This is a genomic window from Candidatus Clavichlamydia salmonicola (assembly GCF_015356765.1).
Taxonomy (GTDB): domain Bacteria; phylum Chlamydiota; class Chlamydiia; order Chlamydiales; family Chlamydiaceae; genus Clavichlamydia; species Clavichlamydia salmonicola.
In genome coordinates, this window is the sequence record NZ_WTCQ01000001.1 from 362,030 (window position 1) to 380,371 (window position 18,342).

An 18,342-nucleotide genomic window follows, 5' to 3' on the forward strand; every position below is an offset into this window, starting at 1 on the left:
ATGAATGAGGTAGAAACTAACTTTGAGGCTTTAGCAGAACGCTTAGAAGAAGTACAGTTAACACAAGTGTTAGGTCGTATTATTCAGGTTGTTGGGATGTTAATTCAAGCTGTTGTTCCAGGTGTGCGTATTGGTGAAATCTGTATGATTCAGCGTCATGAATTGCCACCATTAATGGCAGAGGTAGTGGGATTTAACTTAGAAACAGTTTTTCTTTCTCCATTAGGAGAAATGACAGGCATTGGTGTTTCATCAGAAGTTATTCCAACACACTTATCCTTGCACATCAAAGTTGGCAATAATTTATTAGGTCGAGTTTTGAATGGGTTGGGTGACCCCATGGATATTGATAAAAAAGGCCCTCTCGAACTTACTGAATCATATCCTATTTTTCAAGCGCCACCAGATCCTCTGAAAAGAGCTAGAGTTGATCAAATTATTTCTACAGGAGTAAGATGTATAGATGGTATGCTTACTTGTGCTAAAGGTCAAAGGGTTGGGATTTTTGCAGGCGCTGGGGTTGGTAAATCTTCATTATTGGGGATGATTGCTCGGAATGCAGAAGAAGCTGATGTTAATGTTATTACTCTTATCGGAGAGCGGGGTCGAGAGGTTCGGGAATTTATAGAGCAAGACTTAGGTGAAGAAGGTATGAAACGTTCTGTGATCATAGTTTCTACCTCAGATCAAGCATCACAATTACGATTAAATGCTGCATATGTTGGAACTGCTATAGCAGAGTATTTCCGAGATCAAGGTAAAACTGTTATTCTGATGATGGACTCTGTCACTCGTTTTGCTCGTGCTTTAAGAGAGGTAGGCTTAGCTGCTGGAGAACCTCCAGCTCGTTCTGGTTATACTCCTTCTGTTTTTGCTATGCTACCTCGTTTACTAGAACGATCAGGAAACTCAGATAAAGGGTCTATCACAGCGTTTTATACTATTTTGGTAGCTGGTGATGACATGAATGAGCCAGTAGCAGATGAAGTCAAATCTATTTTAGATGGACACATTGTTTTATCTAATTCATTAGCGCAAGGTTATCACTATCCAGCGATTGATGTCCTAACATCTATTAGCCGATTATTATCTGTTATTGTTCCAGAAGATCAGCGACGTGTTATTGGTAAAGCAAGAGAAGTATTAGCTAACTACAAAAACAATGAAATGTTGATAAAGCTAGGTGAGTATAAGCGGGGGTCAGATAAGGATGTCGATTTTGCGATAGATCATATAGATCGCTTAAATCGCTTTTTGAAACAAGATTTAAGTGAACGCCCTAATTATCAAGAAGCTGCTCAACAATTAAGAGCATTATTTCGGTAATTGTTGCTCTAATTCTTTTGCGGTATGTTATGTTAAAGTATCCCCTGGAAAGGGTTTTGGTTATTAAGAAGGATCGCGTATCTAAAGCTGAAAAAGTTGTTAAAGAAAAACTTCGCCTTCTAGAAATTGAACAACAGAAATTAAAAAAAGTAAAAGCAGAACGAGATGGTGTTTTTAGCCATTATCAACAAAAAATAACGCAATTACGTGATAGTTTAGATCAAGGAACTACTAGTGAAGAAGTTCTAAAAATGAAAGCGTATATTCAAGTAGTAAAAATACAGCTTGCAGAAGAAGAAGAAAAAGTCCGAAAGCAGCAAGAATTTGTTACTAAAGCAGTTAGGGAAGTTGATAGGGCTAAAAAAGATTTACAAAAACGACGACTTGAAGAAGAAAAGACAAAGATGCATAAAGAAGGATGGCTCAAGATTGCTAAACGAGAAGAAGAGTTGCAAGAAGAGAAAGAGCAAGATGAAATGGGGCAATTACTTTATGAACTTCGTCGTAGAAAAGAAAAACAATAAGGAGTGACTTATGAAATTATTTGAAAATGCTACTGATGGTGTAAATTCCAGCTTTGTTTCTTTAGATTCTTCAGAACCTCAAGCATTGAATGCTGGAGATAAAGGAGAGGTAAAACAATTTCGTTTACAATCACCTAAAGAGCAAGAAACACAGGCTCTTGAAAAACACTCAGATATTTTTTCTGTTCAAGCATCTAATTCTCAGGATATAGATGAGTCATTGGATCAAAATATTGAAGGATCTTCTGAGGCCATGGAAGAGGATTCCATCGAAGAAAAAACAGAAGCTAAAGCAAAAGACAACGCAGAAGCTACAGTAAAAGAAAAAACATTTTTTTTCAAAAATACAGAATCTGCTAATTCAAAAGAAATTAATAAAGAAAAAGATCTTTCTTTCGAAGAAGTGATGATGGGTTTTTCTGGAAGACGAGAATTTGCGACTCAACTTACAATATTACCAGAAATTAAGGTTGTTGCTGATGATGTTTCTATAAAAGATGATGTTGTAGAAAGTACAGAAAAAGTAGAGCACATAGAAGAAGAAGTAGATCTTCAAGAGCAACAAGAAGCTAAACCTGTAGAAATTGAACAAGCTGACGTTGTTACTCTTTCAGATATTAATTTTGGTGAGCATAAAGAAATTTATGATTCAAAAATGACAAGAGAAAGTAAAGATGAGAATCAATCAATGGTTCAAGAAACTACAGAAAAAATAGAAGCTAAGAATCTGTCTTTTGTTGATAAAGAATTTTCTAAAAACGAGCAAAGAAGCACAGATAGTCAACAGCTTCAAGATCTATCTTTAGAAGAAAAAGAGCAGAAAATTGTATCTGATAATCTAGTTGAAGAAAGCACTTCAGGGGTGGATATATTTGATAGAGTGGAGCAAAAATATGAATCAAAGAATGAAAAAGATTTAAAAATTGGGCACAACGAGAAAATGGTTGATGGATTAATTCGTCAATCTAATGAAGATGCTTCTAAAAAAGATCTATTAACAAGTTCCTTTGGAAAAATGGAGGTAAAAGATCTGCACCTCTTACGGGATGATAATATTTTTGAAAAAGAAGAAGTTGTTAACACTAGAGAAGATTCATTAGCAATGTTTTCTAAAATTTTACCAGGGGACTTTGCTGAAAGTATAGTGATAGACAGCAAGCCTTCAATAGAAGAAAGACAGGTTTTTTCAGTTATGGAAAATTTTGGATTTTTAGATTTAGAAGAATCAGCTTCTATTTTAGCAGCATTACAAAATTTAATAACTAAGCAAGCTGCAAAACTTGTAGATGCTCCAGAAGGGACAGTGATTGTAGAAGAAGATCTTCCACACCCTTTTTTAAATAATCAATTGTTACTTACAAAAGAGCAAGATGGTGTAGTAGTAAATATAGAGTCTAAAATTGCTCAATTCTCTAATGAAGTAAAAGTTAATGAAAATGTAAAAGAATTGCCAGGGGGTTCAGAAAAAAATCCAAAGACCTTGTTAGATTCAAGAGACAGCACAACTTTACAAACGCCCAAAAATTCTGAGAATTTTAGTAAGCCAGTGCCGACGCCTTCCATAGATAAAAAAAAGATAAGTGTATTACGTAATGTAGTAGATCAATTAAAACATAATGGAATTGATATAAAATCATTACAAGTAGGCAATACTCTCGCTCGATTTGCTAAAAAATCATCTCATGATTCTGTGAAAGTTTTCTTAAAAGATGAAAAAGAAGTCCCTGTACAAATAGATAATAAAAATCCAGTAGTACAGGAAGCGTCATTAGCGAATCAAGCAGTTGTAGAAGGAGCTAGTTTGGCTCCAACTCAAGCTGTTCCAACAACAGATCTATCATGGGTATCAGATTTAATCGTTGATAGATTAGACAGCATGGCATTTGCAGTAGATATGGCTACAGGAGTCCAAACAGTCGAGATGGTTATGGCTGAATCTAAGGATGTTCCTTCAGTATTTTTGGGAGCAGGCTTAGCCCTTGAAAAAGAAGGGAACGATATTAATGTATCTTTCCATTCTTTTACTGATCAGGCGCAAGAAATTAGTGCTGTTCAATTAGTTGAAAATGGACAAGCTCAATTAGTAGAATTGATGAAAGCGTTAGGAAAAAGAAATTTATCTTTACAAGGATTACGAGTTGGAGAGCATTCAGTTTCGCTACCACAAGGGACAGAAGATGTAATTACTCCTTTCCAATTTATGGAGGCAGCATTGCAGCATGATCTTGGAGAAGATAGACGACAAGATTCTGGTAAACAAGATCAAGAAGAAGAAGAACCAACTCTTCTTGAAAAAGAAATGATATAGATTGTAAGAAGTGATTTTTAAAAAATGAGCACCACGACTAATACAGAAAAACCATTAAGTTGGATTAAAAAGGTTAATGAAGAATTATTTTCTTTAAAAAATAATTCTTTGCAGTGGCCGCCATTTCCATGGAAAGAATTTGAACATCGAATGAAGGCCTTATTTCGTCTGGATAGTGCAGAATTTGATTATAGAGAGATGGGAATGGCAAATGCTTCTCAAGCTCTTGCAGGATTGCCTTCAAATGCTTTAATTTTTTCTATTAATATTCAACCAGTGAATGATGATGTATTTTTTATTATAGGAGAGAATGAAGCTAAAGGATTAATGGCCGCATTATTAGGTGGAAATCAAACAGCTGCTTTTTTTCTCGAGCAAGATGCTTTATTCAGTTTTATGTATTATCTTGCTGCTGAATGCTTACGGATGACAGAATCTTTAAAATGGATGCCAATAGCTTTACGAGTTAGTGATCAAATAGTTCATAAATTACCTCCTTTATCAGATAAAAATTTAATGTCTGAAGTTGCTTGGATATTGCCAAATGGAACTTTTTTTGGAAGACTGATCATTCCTTTTACTGTCTATATGGACTGTGTTAAAAAAGTAGAAGTACCTGTAAGGGTTATGGATATAAGAGAAGCAGATCCATTATTGGTGTTAGATCTTGCAGTAGAAGTGGGCTTTTCCTCTCTTTCTTCTGTAGAGTGGATGTCTGTTAAAACAGGGGATTTCATTGTTTTAGATGGCTGCTTTTTTGATCCAGATGAAAAAGAAGGAGGAGCATTTTTAGCTCTTAATGAAGGGAAGCCTTTATTTAGTGGTCGCTTCATGGATGATGGTGTTAATTTTAAAATTACAGGGTATCTGAATCAAGAGGTAAATATGTACAATGAAGATGATGAAGATGAGGTTATAGTTGGAAAAGGAGCTCCATCACAGTTATCAGCAGCAGATCAACAGCAACGATCTCAAGGATTAAAGCAATTTCCTTGCAGATTGACTATTGAAGTTGGTCGTATTAAAATGACTTTAGAAGAAATTATGAAGTTAACGCCAGGAAGTCTTATTCCTTTAGGGACATCTCCAGAAAGAGGTGTAGATTTAGTGGTAAATGGGACCAAAGTAGGACAGGGCGAATTAATATCTTTAGGTGATATGCTAGGAGTAAGAGTTCTAAAACTATAGTATGATAAAGAATGATTTGGAATTTTGTCCTTTCAAGGAAGGAGGTATTTTTCCTAAACAGATAGGTGGCTATAAGATAGAGGGCGTATTAAGTCGTTCCCGGAAAAGTACTGTTTTTCTTGCTGCGCATCCAGAAACTTACGAGCCTATAGCTGTAAAAATTTTGTCCAAAGAATTAGTTTCACGATCAGATATGGTTGATGCATTTTTGAGTGAAAGTAAAATTATTAGCATGACAGATCATCCCAACATTGTAAAATTATATGGGCATGGACATTGGGAGGGGGGATTATATTTAGCCACAGAATTTGTCCAAGGAATTTCTTTAAGAGAAGTCATTCTTCAAGAAACTATGTTTTTAAGAAAAGCTAGTAGCGCTATTTTACAAATAGCGCATGCGTTAGTTCATTTACATTCTCATGGTATTATTCATAGAGATCTAAAACCTGAAAATATTTTATTAACTAAAGAAGGCGGAATTAAATTAATAGATTTCGGTATTTCTTATTTATTTAATAATAGTAATGAAAATCTAGTAGCTAAAGGCTTTGCTGGAACTCCAGGTTATATGAGTCCAGAACAAAAAAGAAATCCTTTGAATATTAGTTTTTCTACTGATATTTATGCATTGGGGGTTATTGCATATGAGTTGGTGTTAGGTCGACTGTCTTATGGACGCATAATGTTATCATTATTGCCAAATGGAATGCAGAAGATTGTAAATAAGGCATTACAGCCAGATCCATGTAATCGATATGATGATATCGTGGATTTTGTGAAAGATTTGTCTATTTACATGAGATCAGATCAATTAAAAAAAGATATGCGAGGGAATGATTTTCTTGGAGAGCTAAATGAAGATTTAAAGAAAAGTACAGTTTTACTATGTCCATTAGATACTCATACACAACCAAATGGTATAGAAATAGCTGTTAAAACTAAAAATGATGCTGCAACACCATGGGTATATTACGATTGGGTTCAAGTAAATCAGCATTACTGTTATATTGTTTTAGCTCAGTCGTTTATGAGTGGGATAGAGGGATTATTAAAAACAGCGATGTTAAAAGGATTGGTGTTAGGACTATCAAATTTGTATAATGCAAAGGATTTTTTCCGCTTATTGCGGTTAAAATTAGATTTAGTTCCTGCTTCAGGTCATGATTTTTTATTTTCTTTTCTTACTTTAAATATGCAAGAAAATCGATTGACATATACTTCTTGTGGGGGAGCTCCTTTATGGACATGGTCTTCAACTGGAGATAATTTAAGAAGCCTTAATGCAAGTAATCCTTCATTAGGGTTATTATCAGTAAAAGGGCCAGTAATTATGGAAGCGCCATGGCATGTAGGAAGTGGTGCAGTTTTGCATGCATTTCATATGGACCCAGAAAAAGTTGTTCATCAACCTGAAACAAAAGATATGATTTTTAAAAATGTTTTACAAGACAGTCTATTTTTGCGACCTGCGAAACAAGTGGAAGCTGTTTCGTTAAAAATGTCACAAAAAAAGATGAGAGCTTTTAACTCAAATCCTTTAACGATCATTAGTGTAAAGAGAGTAGCGTGAAAAAGAGAAAAGCAATCTCCAGTATGGGATACCAAGAGATTGATAGTATGCATCCTAAAATTAAGAGGCTGCATTCTGTTAGCTTCATGCTGTTTACACTTTTTATAGCCTTAGTCCTGGTGACAAACCTAGATGCTGCTATTATTGATCCCAAATTATATGAAAAAGACAATTCTAGATCTACTTTTTCTAATAAAAATTACTACTTATTTAAAGGCCCTGCTGAAGATGAGAAAGAAGGCTTTGGCGAGGACTGTGCTTTTTCTTCTACACTCCAAAAATGGCAACAAGCCAGTGTTGGCACTGAACAAGAACTTTTACAACCTAGAAAGATAGAAGTAAAAGATAATTCTAAACAAATTATTGAGCCAATGCCTCAAAGCACTCATTTTGTAGAATCTAAAGAAGATACATGGCAAGAACGAAAATCTAAAAAAAAGAAAGCTCTTAGAAATTCAAGAAAGCGAACATATGCCCGTGCAGAGCAAAGAAAAACAGCTCTCTCTTTATCAACAACTACTAGAATAGAAAAGCAAAAAGCTTTTAGAAAAACAGCTATTCATGGAGGTCCTCGTTCTTCTTCAGTACAAGGAAGAAAGAATGCTGTTTTACAGGAAAAAGAGCTACTTCTTGATGCCTGCAAAGATAAAGCTAACAATTTGTTTGATTTATTAGAAAAAGGTCGTGATTTATCAAAAAGGTCTTTGGATGAGTTTTCTCCTGAGATGTTGGCCAATCTGGCGGAGGTAGAAAATTTTGTTCATCTGCCAACTGCTCAAACGACTATAACTCCACAACGACGCCGTACTGTAAGACCAATGTCTGTATTGAGAAGAAAGCAGCGAATGGTGAATCAGAAAGAGGCAGTAAAAAAATTAATAATTCGGCGAGAAACTCAAAAAGAAAAACAAGTCACGAGATTTATTAAAGAAACTAAAGAGAGTAAAGACCTGGTTATTTCTGCAGAATCTTTTGTTCAAGGGGGAATAAAATCTTTAGTAGAAAAGAAAAAAGAGCCAGTTATACCTAATCTTCAGCCAATAGATCCTAATGCTGATTCATTAAATAATTTAAATATTGATCAAAGTACCCAAGAAGAAGGGATTAATCAAAATGTTGCAACAGTAGAGCAAAAGAAAGAAGAGCTCAAGAGCCCGCCAAGAGAAATGCCAGATGAACCTACATTTTTTTCTTTTGACAAGCTAGCATCTGTTACAAATGAAGCACTAGCTTCTTTAACAAAAAAACCAGATGTGCCAGTTAAGGAAGAAGTACCTCAAGTTAGTTCAGTGAAGTACATAGCTCCTGATAATGGCTATGCGCCTCCTAAAAAGGTAGTTAAGAATAAAGAAGAAGAGCCTTCTACAGGATATACTGTAAATTTTGATAATATTTCTGTGATTGAGTTACTGCAATTTGTTAGCAAAATTGCTGGAACAAATTTTGTCTATGACAGCCAAGATTTAGATTTTAATGTTAGTCTTGTTTCTCAAGAACAATCGTCAGTAGCTGATTTATCAGCTATCTTACTTCAAGTATTAAAAATGCATGATTTGCAAGTGCTTGAACAAGGGAATAGTGTTTTAATTTATAAGAATGAAGGAATTTCTCGACTATCTACAGTAGTTACTGAGAGTAATTTAAAAGAAACGAATAATGCGACTGTTATTACCCGAGTTTTCAAGCTATATACTTTAGTGCCACAGGTTGCGTTAGATATTATTAAGCCATTACTTTCCAAAGATGCAATTTTAAGTGCTTCAGAAAAGACTTCTCATCTTGTGATATCTGATATAACAGCAAATGTTAATAAAGCTGGTGATCTGTTAGCAGCATTAGATAGCATTTCTGGTGATATTGATATGATAGAATATCATGTTAAGCATGCAAATCCAGAAATGCTAGCATCATATGTTTTAGATTTAATGGCTTCCTTGGCAAAAGAGCAAACATTCAAGGTAACATCTCAGCCTGGCACAAATAGACTTTTCTTAGTTTCTTCAAAAGCTTTATTAAACAAAGCTATAAAATTAATAGAATCATTAGATGTACCTGCAATTTCAGGGATAGTAGAGATGGCAGAAGGAGATAAAAAAGGATCAGCGCCTTCCTTCTTCATGTACAAGCTAAAATATCAACGTGGTGATATAGTAGCTCGATCTTTGCAAGAGATAGGTTTAAGTTTGGCTACAGCTGAACATATGTCTGAAGATTTTGTACAATCTGTAAAAGCAATAAGGTGGTTAGAATCGAATAACTCATTAGTCATTGCTGGTAATCGTAAAGACACAGAAAAGATTGTTCAACTTTTAGAAACATTGGACCAACCACCAAAGCAAGTTTATATAGAAGTGTTGATTTTGGACACATCACTAGAGAATTCTTTTGATTTTGGTGTTCAATGGATAGCAATGGGTGATGACCAAAATAAAGTTGCCTATGGATCAGGTCTTATGAATGCCAATTCACCTCTTCCAAAAATGGTAACAGGAGCTTTTCCAGAATCAGGAAAAGCGCCATCTATGTCTAGTTATACATTACCAACGCCAGCACAGGTATGTGGCATTCCTGATCTTATTACAGGTTCTGCTTCCTTTGGGCTTGGAATTTTAGGTAATGTGATTAGTCATGGAGGAAAATCTTTCTTATCTTTAGGAGCTTTACTAAGTGCTTTAGATCAAGATGGTGATACAGTTATAGTGTTAAATCCACGGATTATGGCTCAAGATACTCAAGAAGCGAAGTTCTTTGTTGGGCAAACTATTCCATATCAAACTCAAAGTACAACATCTAATTCTCCAACAGGCAATACTGTAGGACAAAATATTTCTTACAAAGATGTTGGGGTGGATTTAAAAGTATCTTCTACTATTGCCCCTAATAATGTTGTTACATTGCAGATAGAGCAAACAATTTCTGAAATGCAGTCAGCATTAGGTTTGCTTACACCATTTACTAGTAAAACATTTGCTTCTACGCGCTTACAAGTGCCAGATGGTTGTTTCTTAGTAATGAGTGGTCACATACGTGATAAAATTGTAAAAATTCGTTCAGGCGTGCCTTTATTAGGTTCTATACCTTTTATTGGTAATCTATTCAGCAGAACTGTTGATCAAAGACAAAAACGAAATATTATGATGTTTATTCGTCCTAAGGTTCTTTCTGGATTTAAAGATGCAGTAAATCTTACTAATAAAGAAGGTTATAAGTACAACTGGGATGCTAATAAGGCATCTATGGACTATACACCTCGTATAGCTCCAGAGTATCAACCTTTACCTGAAGGTTTAGATGACCAGAAGACTTTTGAGTTTTTTGTAACTTCAGATAGTTTTAAAAAAGACCATGAAAAAAACGAAGATGATTGATCGTTGCTTGAGATTATAGATTATCATTATCAGCTTTAGAGGTTATTATAAGTGCACCTATAGAGATTCTGGGACATAAAAATCCAAAGATTCCAGCAATTTTATGTAAGAGAAAAAACCTAAAATTAATGAGCTACCATTATTAAATTTGCATGAAATATTAAAACAAGCTAAAGATCAGGCCAATACACAAAGAAAGGTCTAATGATTTTTAAGAAGAATCAGCACAAAATTTGCAGGGCACAAAGCAAAAAAAGCCAAACAAAAAGGTTTTACAATATATAAGCAAGACACTGCAAAGTTTAAAAAGTATCTATAGAGGCGTTCAAGAAAGAGAGTCGCCATCAGTACCATATTTACTGTTTTTATCTTATAACCATATTCTACATCGTTCTGAAGTACCCATTGTAGATACAGTTAAAATTTGGGAAGACCTTTTAATAAAACATGTGCAAAAAACATATGTAAGTACCATCCAGAGACTATAGAAAAGCTATTCCAAAGAGAGACCAAAAAAGTATATTTCTTAGACAATAAAAAGATAGACTTTGATTGGGGTCCTTTAAAGGTTGGCAAAGATTATGTAAGAGAGCTAGATCTTATGTCTATGCATAGTCTCGTTCGGAGTGATTAAGAAAAAGTAGTAGATATGGTTGCTAATAGGTTATTAGATCGATGTGGGATAAGTCCAGAAGAAGGAAGAAGACTGATCAGATATGAGTTCATAAGATAAATAGTCCAGATATTAGGATTTCAAGTTAAAGGGAGCTACTCTGTGCACATGAAAGGCATCAATGTATTTTTCAGATAAATCTTTTCTTAGTTCTAGATTCTTTCTAAAGGGTGTTTTTTATATGTAGTAGCTAAAGGTCTACTAAAGAGCTAATATTCTTTACAGAAGATAAGTTGGGTACAGTAGGAAAAGTGTAAGTTGTATAAAACATCGATTAATTTTAATAATACAAAGAAGTTGTAAGTAATAGAAAAAATTTTATTTAGATATCGATATTTCTTTATATCTTTTTATTATTATGTCTTTTTATTATTATGTTTTTTTATTTTTTACACATCTGGATATAATAATGTCTATCCCATCAACATCACGGAGCCAAGGTTTAAATGTATCAAATGAAGAGGCGCCTCTAACCCCATCTTCACCTATTCTACAGGTGTGGAGAGAGATTATGCAGCCAGCTTTTCTACGACATTATCAAGATTTTTTAAGTCGTGGTCATGGTTGTTTTACATGTAATTTTCAATGGGTAGATTTATTATTAATAAATGATCAACCTGGTCCATTATCTTTTGATTTGCAATTTTCCTTGTCTGATAACTTTACTGTATCAGGAGTAGAAAAAATGAAAAAAAGTAAGATAAATGTGCTAAATCTTGTGCGTGCTCTTGCTTCTACTGGAAGACATAATATAGGGCCATTAGGAGGATCTTTAACTACTGTTCAATTAACTCAGTTATTTGGCGCGTTGTTACTTCTGTTAAAGCAACAGACAGATTATAAAATAGCATTATTACATTTAGAGCCCCATATAAGTAAGGTTAGAGATATAGAAAAATTGCAAGATAGAAGGCGGCTGCTCCACTTGCAAGCATTCTTGGATCTTGTATTAATAGAGATCAAGAATAAATATCTAGCTCTTCAAGGAGCCCCTGAGCAATCTTCACCAGCTTCATTTCTTGTCAGTTGTATGTCCTCTTCTGATAGAGCGATCCAAAGACTTTTAAATCAAGCTTTGAGTACTGGGGCACTTCTTACTAGACAGGTTATAGAGACTTTGGTAGCAGAGAATTTAGATATTATAGATTTTGTTATTAAGGGAAGACAGCTATATTTGGTCCCTAGTTTTTCAGGAATACCTTATAGTCTTAAGCTTGGAAATTATTATGACAGTAGTGCTACTGCACAGCTAGATCTTTTGCCTTTAGCATCATTTGTCCCTAACTATAGAGAGATGTTAAAAGATCTAGTTATAGAGCATATATGTTCAAGATGTATATCATAAATATTCTTTCTATTACGCTAAGGATTTGTTTGATTTCTAGTTATAAGTGAACATATAAAGATTACATTTATGGGATGTAAAAGAAAAAATAGGGTGTTTATAAATTTCCTAGTGTAAGGATAATTTGTCCATTAGGAGAAGAAGAAGGTGGCATTAGATTAGAAGCTCAAATATGGCAAAACAGTAATAGATGTATTTCTTATTAGGTTATTAGATTAATTTGGGCTAAGTCCAGAAGAAGACTTATCAGACAGTAGTTTATAAGATGAACAGCTTGCTTATTAGGATCTCAAATTAAAGGAAGTTCTTCCTTGCACTTGACTGAGATTCATGTATTTTTTCAGATAAATTTTCCCTTAGCGCTGTCCCCATGCTAAAGGGTGTTTTTTACATATGTAACAGTTAAATATCTACTAAAGAGCCAAGATTTTTACAAAGTATGTGTTGAGTAGAGTAGGTTATATAAATCATCCATTAATTTTAATAATATAAAGTTGCTGTAAGAAATAAAAAATATTTTCTCTAAAAATGTTATATTGTTTTTTTTTTGACAAATTAGGATATGAAAATGTCACTACCACTAGTGCCTTTGGGGTTATCTGGATTAGAGCCTAGGCAAGACTTGGGAGTATCAAATGTAGTATCACTGCCAATGACCTCATCTTCATCTGCTTTACAGGTATGGAGAGAGATTATGCAGCCAGTTATTATGCAGCATTATCAAGATTTTTCAAGTCGTAGTTTTGTTTCTCTTAGGTGTAATTGGTATTGGGTAAAATTATCATTAATTGTCCAGCAAGATATTGGTTCAGTAGGTCTTGATATAAGATGTGTGCTTTCTGATAACTTTACTGGGAGGGTGTTAGAGGATATAAAACAAAGCGCAAGTAATATGCTAGCTGTTGCGCATAGTCTTTCTCCTCACCAAAGCCATAATTTGGGGGCAAATGGATCCCCTATAGCGGCTTTTCAATTAGCGCAATTATTTGCTGCCTTCTTGCTTTTATTGCAGCAACAGATAGAGTATAAATTAGCATTATTAGCTTTAGAGCTTTATGTAGGTCACGCGAGAGACATAGAAAAATGGGATGAGAGAGTGAAGCTTACTAAGCTGCAAGAATTCCTTGAGTGTGTATTCGTAAAGATAGTTGAAAAATATCGATATCTTCAGGGGAAGCCCACAGGGCCTTTAGCTGCTTCATTTTCTATAAATTCTATTGTTGAGTCTGATAAAGTTATTCGAGGGATTTTAACTCAAGCTTTAAGTTCTGGGGAACTTCTTACTAGACAGAGTATAGAGGCTGTAATAGAACAAAATCCACACATTATAAATCAGGTTGGCAGAGGAAGAAAGGTACATTTAGTCCCTAGTTGTTCTGGAATTCCTTATAAGCTTCAGTTTGGAGGCTATAATTTCAGTAATGATGTTGAAGAGGTAAATATTTTACCTTTAGTATCGTTTATGCCTAATTATAGAGAGATGTTAAAAGACCTGGTTGTAAATCACATATGTTCAAGATGTATATAATAATAAATATTTTTTGCCTATTACAATAGGGATTTGTTTTATGTCTAGTTATAGATTACCTCCACCAATGCAGGTATGTGGCATTCCTGATTTTATTACAGGCTCTGCTGTTCTTGGATTTGGAATTTTTGATAAAATATGGAAAACAGTGAGTATAAGAGTAGAACCTTTTTGTAATGAATCGCTTTAGAATATTAACTTTGGAGAAAGAAACATTATGTTAAATTCCATTACATATTCGAATGCAATAAGCAAAAAAGAAGAAAATTTTGAGCCACCAATACCTCAGCTTTCTTTGATTATTGAAATATGGCGTAAAATTGTAGGAGATGCATTTGCTTCACACTATGTTCCTGCTAATACAGCAAATTTAAGACTTTTTACATCTACATATGTATCACCAAGCATAAATTATATGCGAAAGGGCAATAAGGAATGAGAGGGAAGTGTTGTAGCAAATATACGCAATCACTGTACAACCAAAGATCTAGATCTATTTGAAGATAGAAAAAATATATGGGAGATAGCTGATTTAGCAAGGGCTTTAAAGCATTTGGATTCAGGGATATGTTGCTGTATTTCTTTTTTGAATTAGATGCAAGAGAGTTTAGGCTAAATTCAAAGCAATTATTGCAATTTTTATTTACAGTAATATTTCTAGCTCAAGAACAGAATCTTTATTATGAAAAATGTTTTTTAGGATCATCTACAGGTTCTTACTCAAGTAATTGTTATAATCTAAGAGATCTATGTAAAAATGAAAAAATCTATGGAAAATAAGCCAGTTCATACAGTGCTTTCTTTGACTGCTTTATCATTCCAAAGAGCACTACAATCATCTTATCAATCTAAGCAAGAAGGATCTTTTTTTATAAAGGGTAAATTAACACCCTTATACATAAAAAGAATGTTGATGCTACACCCAGAGGTAGAAGAAGAATTTTTAAAAATCATGCCATTAGAGTTAACCATACCTACTGTATCAGAAAGGTCGCCACAGCTTTATTTTCAGGTGCAACAGGAGAAAGAGTATTGCCCTAAACTATCTCTGATTACTTTTCCTTCGTTATTACCAGGGTATCAGGAAAAATTAGCACAACTGATTTATGAAACATTAGTAGCAAACGAGACTGATTGATTAACAAAGTAGTTTATTGAGTTTTAGTATATTTAATTTAGGTATAAAGGATGGCAGAAGGTTAATAAGGCAGAGGTGGGTCCTTATATAGTTTCAGAACATCTTAAGAAAGAGCATAAAAAAAAGAAGATGATGGATTTGCTCTCTGATTATATGTTTAAGAAATAGTGCTGTGTAGGATGTTTTTTTTATGATAGAATTCTTGTTTGCTTATTTAATTTTTTGTAAAAAATCGAAATGATAGCGCCTTTGTTGAGATCTCGTTCACAAGGAGTTCCAACGCTTGTTGATATGCTAGATCAGGAACACGCCCTTGTTAAAATATGGCGTATTGTTATGGAAATCTCTTGTCGGAGACAGTCTTCTTTTTTAATGAATGGAGCATTTACTGGGTTTAAATATCAATATTTTTTTCCTTGTATAATAAGTATTACTGAAGGTTTGCAGACAGAAATTGTTCTTCGTTTAAAATCATATTACACTAAAAAAAAATATTATCTTAAAAGTAGTGATGGGTATAGAGAAGAGGCAATGGAGTTATTGGGAACAATAGAGAAGATGCGCTCTATTGCTCAAAAAAGTGTTCATGGGCAGCTTTATACAATAATATCTCGAACAGGCATATCAGTGAATAGCAGAACAGCTCATAGACATACTGTCAATAGTCTTCAATTGGTGCAGTTATTTGCATCATTTTTTTATTTATTAAAAGATTTTCAATATCACTTGAGTATGTCATATCCTGTTTCGCCTGTCTTTTTTCCTGATCCTCCAGAGTATGCTATAATGGTGCAAACATATCAGGGTGGAATTATTGAAATGAGAGCAATTTATATGAGGTTACGGGGAGTATTATCAATTAAACAAGAGGTGCCATCTTTATTATCTTTGTCAGTGATTACTATTTTAAAGTTTAGTAAAGGTGAGCTAGAAAAAGGAAATACTTCTAAAAAGCCATTAACAATGACATATATAAATAGAACATTATTAATAAATAAAAATCTGGTAAATGATTTAAGTAAGCAATTAGAAGTGCGTGTAGAGCCATCTGCTCCAGGAATAGAGCATCAAGTTGCTTTTTCAGGATTTCGTTCGCCTGGTTATCTTAAAGAGCTAGATTTACTTTCTATGCCAGCATGTATTGTTTTAGGAAAACAAAAACTAACTGCTCTTAAAGAAACGGTAGAGCCTTTTATTAAAAGAGAGTTACTAGAGAAATGTGGTTCTCTTCATTGCTAATGAATAAGAAAACATGGTGCTGAAATCATGGAGAACTTGATTTAAGAAAATTAAGGTTCTATTTGGTCAAGAAAAGGGTGTTAATACAAGAGTTGCAAAGTATGTATAAAATCTCTTTTTTATAAAAATGATTAATATCAGTGAAGGTATATTTAAAGAGGCTTGCTTAGTGAACATTCTGTTTTTATTGAAACAGAAGAAAAAACTATTACTAAAGAAGGTAAATAACATGTTTTTGATAGCTTTTTCTTTTTTAAATTAAAAAATATGACAAAATCATGATGTTTAAGCTGCTGATCGTGCCATGGTAGAGTATCTAGAAGTAGGATATTAGATCTGACGAGCAAAAGAAAGGCTTCCATGAGTTCTATGTATTGCTGTATAAAGGATTATTAGCTTCTAGGGATGATGGAAGCCCTGATTTTAAGAAAGAGCTATTAGATAAAATATTTGTTCAATGACCAGATCGTTGATCTTAAGTAATTTTTTTTTAATAAACTAAGAATAATAGTCCAATAAATGCCTATAGATCCAATTGCATGTGCGTTACAAAGAACGCAAACAGCTTTTAAAGAGCCATTGACAGCAACTTCTCCTGTTATTGAAATGTGGCGTAATATTGTAGAAAGCCAATTTTTACAGCAATGTAGTCCTACTAATATAAACAGTTTAAATACTTTTGTATGTGAGTATATCAGGGCAGAGGTATTTCATAGAGTAACAAGGGAGGGAGTGTTAGAGGTAGTTCTTTCAGAAAGGGTGTGTGATGATTCTAGATGTTGTGTATGGCAAGTAATTCAAGATAAAAGAAGTGTAGAAGCAATGGCGCAGATTGTTGTAAAGCTAAAAGATTTAGCTCCAAATACATGTTGTAGAGTTGTGTCTGCTGTACCAAATAGATGGAATTTCTCTTTAGGCCCAAAACAATTACTGCAATTATTGTTTGTGATGCTTTTTTTATTCAAAGAACAAAAGGTTTATTATAGAAGGTTTTTTGATGAATTATTAAAAGGTTATTACCCAAGGCATTATAGAGAAAAAGATGTAAAAGAGATATTAACGCAGAGAAACTATCCATATCTAGTAGAACAACAACATTTTTTAATGAAGCTGGTCTTAGAGAAGCTATCAGAATGGAAAAAGCTTTATATAGCTATGAAGATATCTATGGGAGAAAATATAGGCTGGAAAGTGCCTTCGCTGACTTCTATGGCCTTGAATTGTATGTGTCAGTCATCGTATCAACCATGGAATCAGAGGTCGTGTTTGCAATTAAGTCCTGTGTATTTAGAAAGGACTTTTTTAATACAGCCTCAGTTAAAAGAAGAGTTTGCAGAATTCGTAGGGTTAGGTATAGCGCCTCCTGTTATAGCAGAAAAAGAAGGGCTTCAATTTTGTTATCAAGAAAGAGAAAGGCAAGATGATTGTAAAGATCTTTATCTTATTCCTTTCTATTCTTTCATTCCACGTCATCAAGAAAGATTGGAACAACTTATTTTAAAAAAAATATCTCCCAAAGGTATTTTTTTAAAAGATTTAGATCTTAAGAAAGATAGTCAGAATAAATGGTCAAAGTTTTTGGTAAATTTTTATAAAAAGATAAGAAAATAGGGAAAGCATTTTTGAAATTATAGGGATTTTATTAATTATTTATACAAGAAAGTTTTAGTAAAATTATTGCAGAATTAGTAGTAGCTCCTTACCTAAATAAGTGCTTTTTTAGATCAGTGGCACCATCCAGCTTTATTAAGAGAAAGAAGTATTTTAATGGCGATTACATGTGCGAATAAGTTATTAGATTGATGTGAGATAAGTCCAGAAGAAGACTTAGTAGAGAAGAGTTCTTAAGATTAATAACCAGTTTATCAAAATACAGAGATCTATATTATCTTTTTGGCACAATTCTTTTTTAAACTGTGGATAGTTTTTCAAGGATGTTTTTATGTGTAGTAAGTCAAAGTCTTTCTAAAAAGTTAATACTCTTGACAGAACAGATACTATGTATACGAGGCTGAGAATAACTCCTGCATAGCATCCATGCACATCAAAGATGTAATAGAATGGCTGTTAATCATAGAAAATATTTTATTGATTATGGTATAGTGGTTTATATTTTTTTTGTTTTTTACAAATTA

13 protein-coding genes are annotated in these 18,342 nt (G+C 33.7%); all 13 read left to right on the top strand.

Translation table 11 applies throughout. From position 1 onward, the window contains the following. The 13 genes from sctN (at position 1) to CLAVI_RS01600 (ending at position 17,818) form a co-directional block, all read left to right on the top strand. Positions 1 to 1,326 carry a type III secretion system ATPase SctN gene (sctN, locus tag CLAVI_RS01540; protein ID WP_194843821.1) on the top strand — a complete coding sequence of 442 codons (1,326 nt, stop codon included), beginning with the start codon at positions 1 to 3 and terminating at the stop codon, positions 1,324 to 1,326. Positions 1,327 to 1,355: 29 nt separating this feature from the next. Continuing rightward, on the top strand, positions 1,356 to 1,850 hold the full coding sequence (locus tag CLAVI_RS01545) for a type III secretion T3S chaperone (RefSeq protein ID WP_194843822.1): 495 nt from the start codon (positions 1,356 to 1,358) through the stop codon (positions 1,848 to 1,850). 10 nt (positions 1,851 to 1,860) lie between these two features. Next, on the top strand, positions 1,861 to 4,158 hold the full coding sequence (locus tag CLAVI_RS01550) for a DUF5421 family protein (protein ID WP_194843823.1): 2,298 nt from the start codon (positions 1,861 to 1,863) through the stop codon (positions 4,156 to 4,158). A gap of 24 nt (positions 4,159 to 4,182) precedes the next feature. Beyond that, a complete protein-coding gene (sctQ, locus tag CLAVI_RS01555; RefSeq protein WP_194843824.1) occupies positions 4,183 to 5,346 on the top strand; it encodes a type III secretion system cytoplasmic ring protein SctQ in 1,164 nt (387 codons plus the stop codon). A gap of 1 nt (position 5,347) precedes the next feature. Then, entirely contained in the window at positions 5,348 to 6,916 is a 1,569-nt protein-coding gene (locus CLAVI_RS01560; protein ID WP_194843825.1) for a serine/threonine protein kinase, read from the top strand. Then, a complete protein-coding gene (locus CLAVI_RS01565) occupies positions 6,913 to 10,284 on the top strand; it encodes a secretin GspD/PilQ domain-containing protein (protein ID WP_228547629.1) in 3,372 nt (1,123 codons plus the stop codon). The genes CLAVI_RS01560 and CLAVI_RS01565 overlap by 4 nt, the downstream gene beginning before the upstream one ends. Before the next feature lie 1,082 nt (positions 10,285 to 11,366). Beyond that, positions 11,367 to 12,302 carry a hypothetical protein gene (locus CLAVI_RS01570; RefSeq protein WP_194843826.1) on the top strand — a complete coding sequence of 312 codons (936 nt, stop codon included), beginning with the start codon at positions 11,367 to 11,369 and terminating at the stop codon, positions 12,300 to 12,302. A gap of 568 nt (positions 12,303 to 12,870) precedes the next feature. Continuing rightward, positions 12,871 to 13,830 (top strand): hypothetical protein, encoded by a 960-nt coding sequence (locus tag CLAVI_RS01575; RefSeq protein WP_194843827.1) that lies wholly within the window; start codon positions 12,871 to 12,873, stop codon positions 13,828 to 13,830. A gap of 40 nt (positions 13,831 to 13,870) precedes the next feature. Continuing rightward, positions 13,871 to 14,020, top strand: a complete 150-nt coding sequence (locus tag CLAVI_RS01580) for a hypothetical protein (RefSeq protein WP_194843828.1) — start codon at positions 13,871 to 13,873, stop codon at positions 14,018 to 14,020. A gap of 27 nt (positions 14,021 to 14,047) precedes the next feature. After that, the gene (locus tag CLAVI_RS01585) at positions 14,048 to 14,269 is read left to right on the top strand and encodes a DciA family protein (RefSeq protein WP_194843829.1); all 222 of its coding nucleotides are present in this window, start codon (positions 14,048 to 14,050) and stop codon (positions 14,267 to 14,269) included. A gap of 318 nt (positions 14,270 to 14,587) precedes the next feature. Further along, on the top strand, positions 14,588 to 14,968 hold the full coding sequence (locus tag CLAVI_RS01590; RefSeq protein ID WP_194843830.1) for a hypothetical protein: 381 nt from the start codon (positions 14,588 to 14,590) through the stop codon (positions 14,966 to 14,968). A gap of 237 nt (positions 14,969 to 15,205) precedes the next feature. Further along, the gene (locus tag CLAVI_RS01595) at positions 15,206 to 16,207 is read left to right on the top strand and encodes a hypothetical protein (RefSeq protein ID WP_194843831.1); all 1,002 of its coding nucleotides are present in this window, start codon (positions 15,206 to 15,208) and stop codon (positions 16,205 to 16,207) included. Between the two features lie 519 nt (positions 16,208 to 16,726). Beyond that, positions 16,727 to 17,818: a hypothetical protein gene (locus tag CLAVI_RS01600; RefSeq protein ID WP_194843832.1), complete on the top strand. Its 1,092-nt coding sequence runs from the start codon at positions 16,727 to 16,729 to the stop codon at positions 17,816 to 17,818. Positions 17,819 to 18,342: the final 524 nt, after the last annotated feature.

Bases quoted from the DNA above. Each gene is read 5' to 3' on its own strand.
- CLAVI_RS01570 (WP_194843826.1), top strand. From the start codon at position 11,367: ATGTCTATCCCATCAACATCACGGAGCCAAGGTTTAAATGTATCAAAT.
- sctQ (WP_194843824.1), top strand. From the start codon at position 4,183: ATGAGCACCACGACTAATACAGAAAAACCATTAAGTTGGATTAAAAAG.
- CLAVI_RS01580 (WP_194843828.1), top strand. From the start codon at position 13,871: ATGTCTAGTTATAGATTACCTCCACCAATGCAGGTATGTGGCATTCCT.
- sctN (WP_194843821.1), top strand. From the start codon at position 1: ATGAATGAGGTAGAAACTAACTTTGAGGCTTTAGCAGAACGCTTAGAA.
- CLAVI_RS01575 (WP_194843827.1), top strand. From the start codon at position 12,871: ATGTCACTACCACTAGTGCCTTTGGGGTTATCTGGATTAGAGCCTAGG.
- CLAVI_RS01545 (WP_194843822.1), top strand. From the start codon at position 1,356: ATGTTAAAGTATCCCCTGGAAAGGGTTTTGGTTATTAAGAAGGATCGC.
- CLAVI_RS01550 (WP_194843823.1), top strand. From the start codon at position 1,861: ATGAAATTATTTGAAAATGCTACTGATGGTGTAAATTCCAGCTTTGTT.
- CLAVI_RS01560 (WP_194843825.1), top strand. From the start codon at position 5,348: ATGATAAAGAATGATTTGGAATTTTGTCCTTTCAAGGAAGGAGGTATT.
- CLAVI_RS01585 (WP_194843829.1), top strand. From the start codon at position 14,048: ATGTTAAATTCCATTACATATTCGAATGCAATAAGCAAAAAAGAAGAA.
- CLAVI_RS01590 (WP_194843830.1), top strand. From the start codon at position 14,588: ATGAAAAAATCTATGGAAAATAAGCCAGTTCATACAGTGCTTTCTTTG.
- CLAVI_RS01600 (WP_194843832.1), top strand. From the start codon at position 16,727: ATGCCTATAGATCCAATTGCATGTGCGTTACAAAGAACGCAAACAGCT.
- CLAVI_RS01595 (WP_194843831.1), top strand. From the start codon at position 15,206: ATGATAGCGCCTTTGTTGAGATCTCGTTCACAAGGAGTTCCAACGCTT.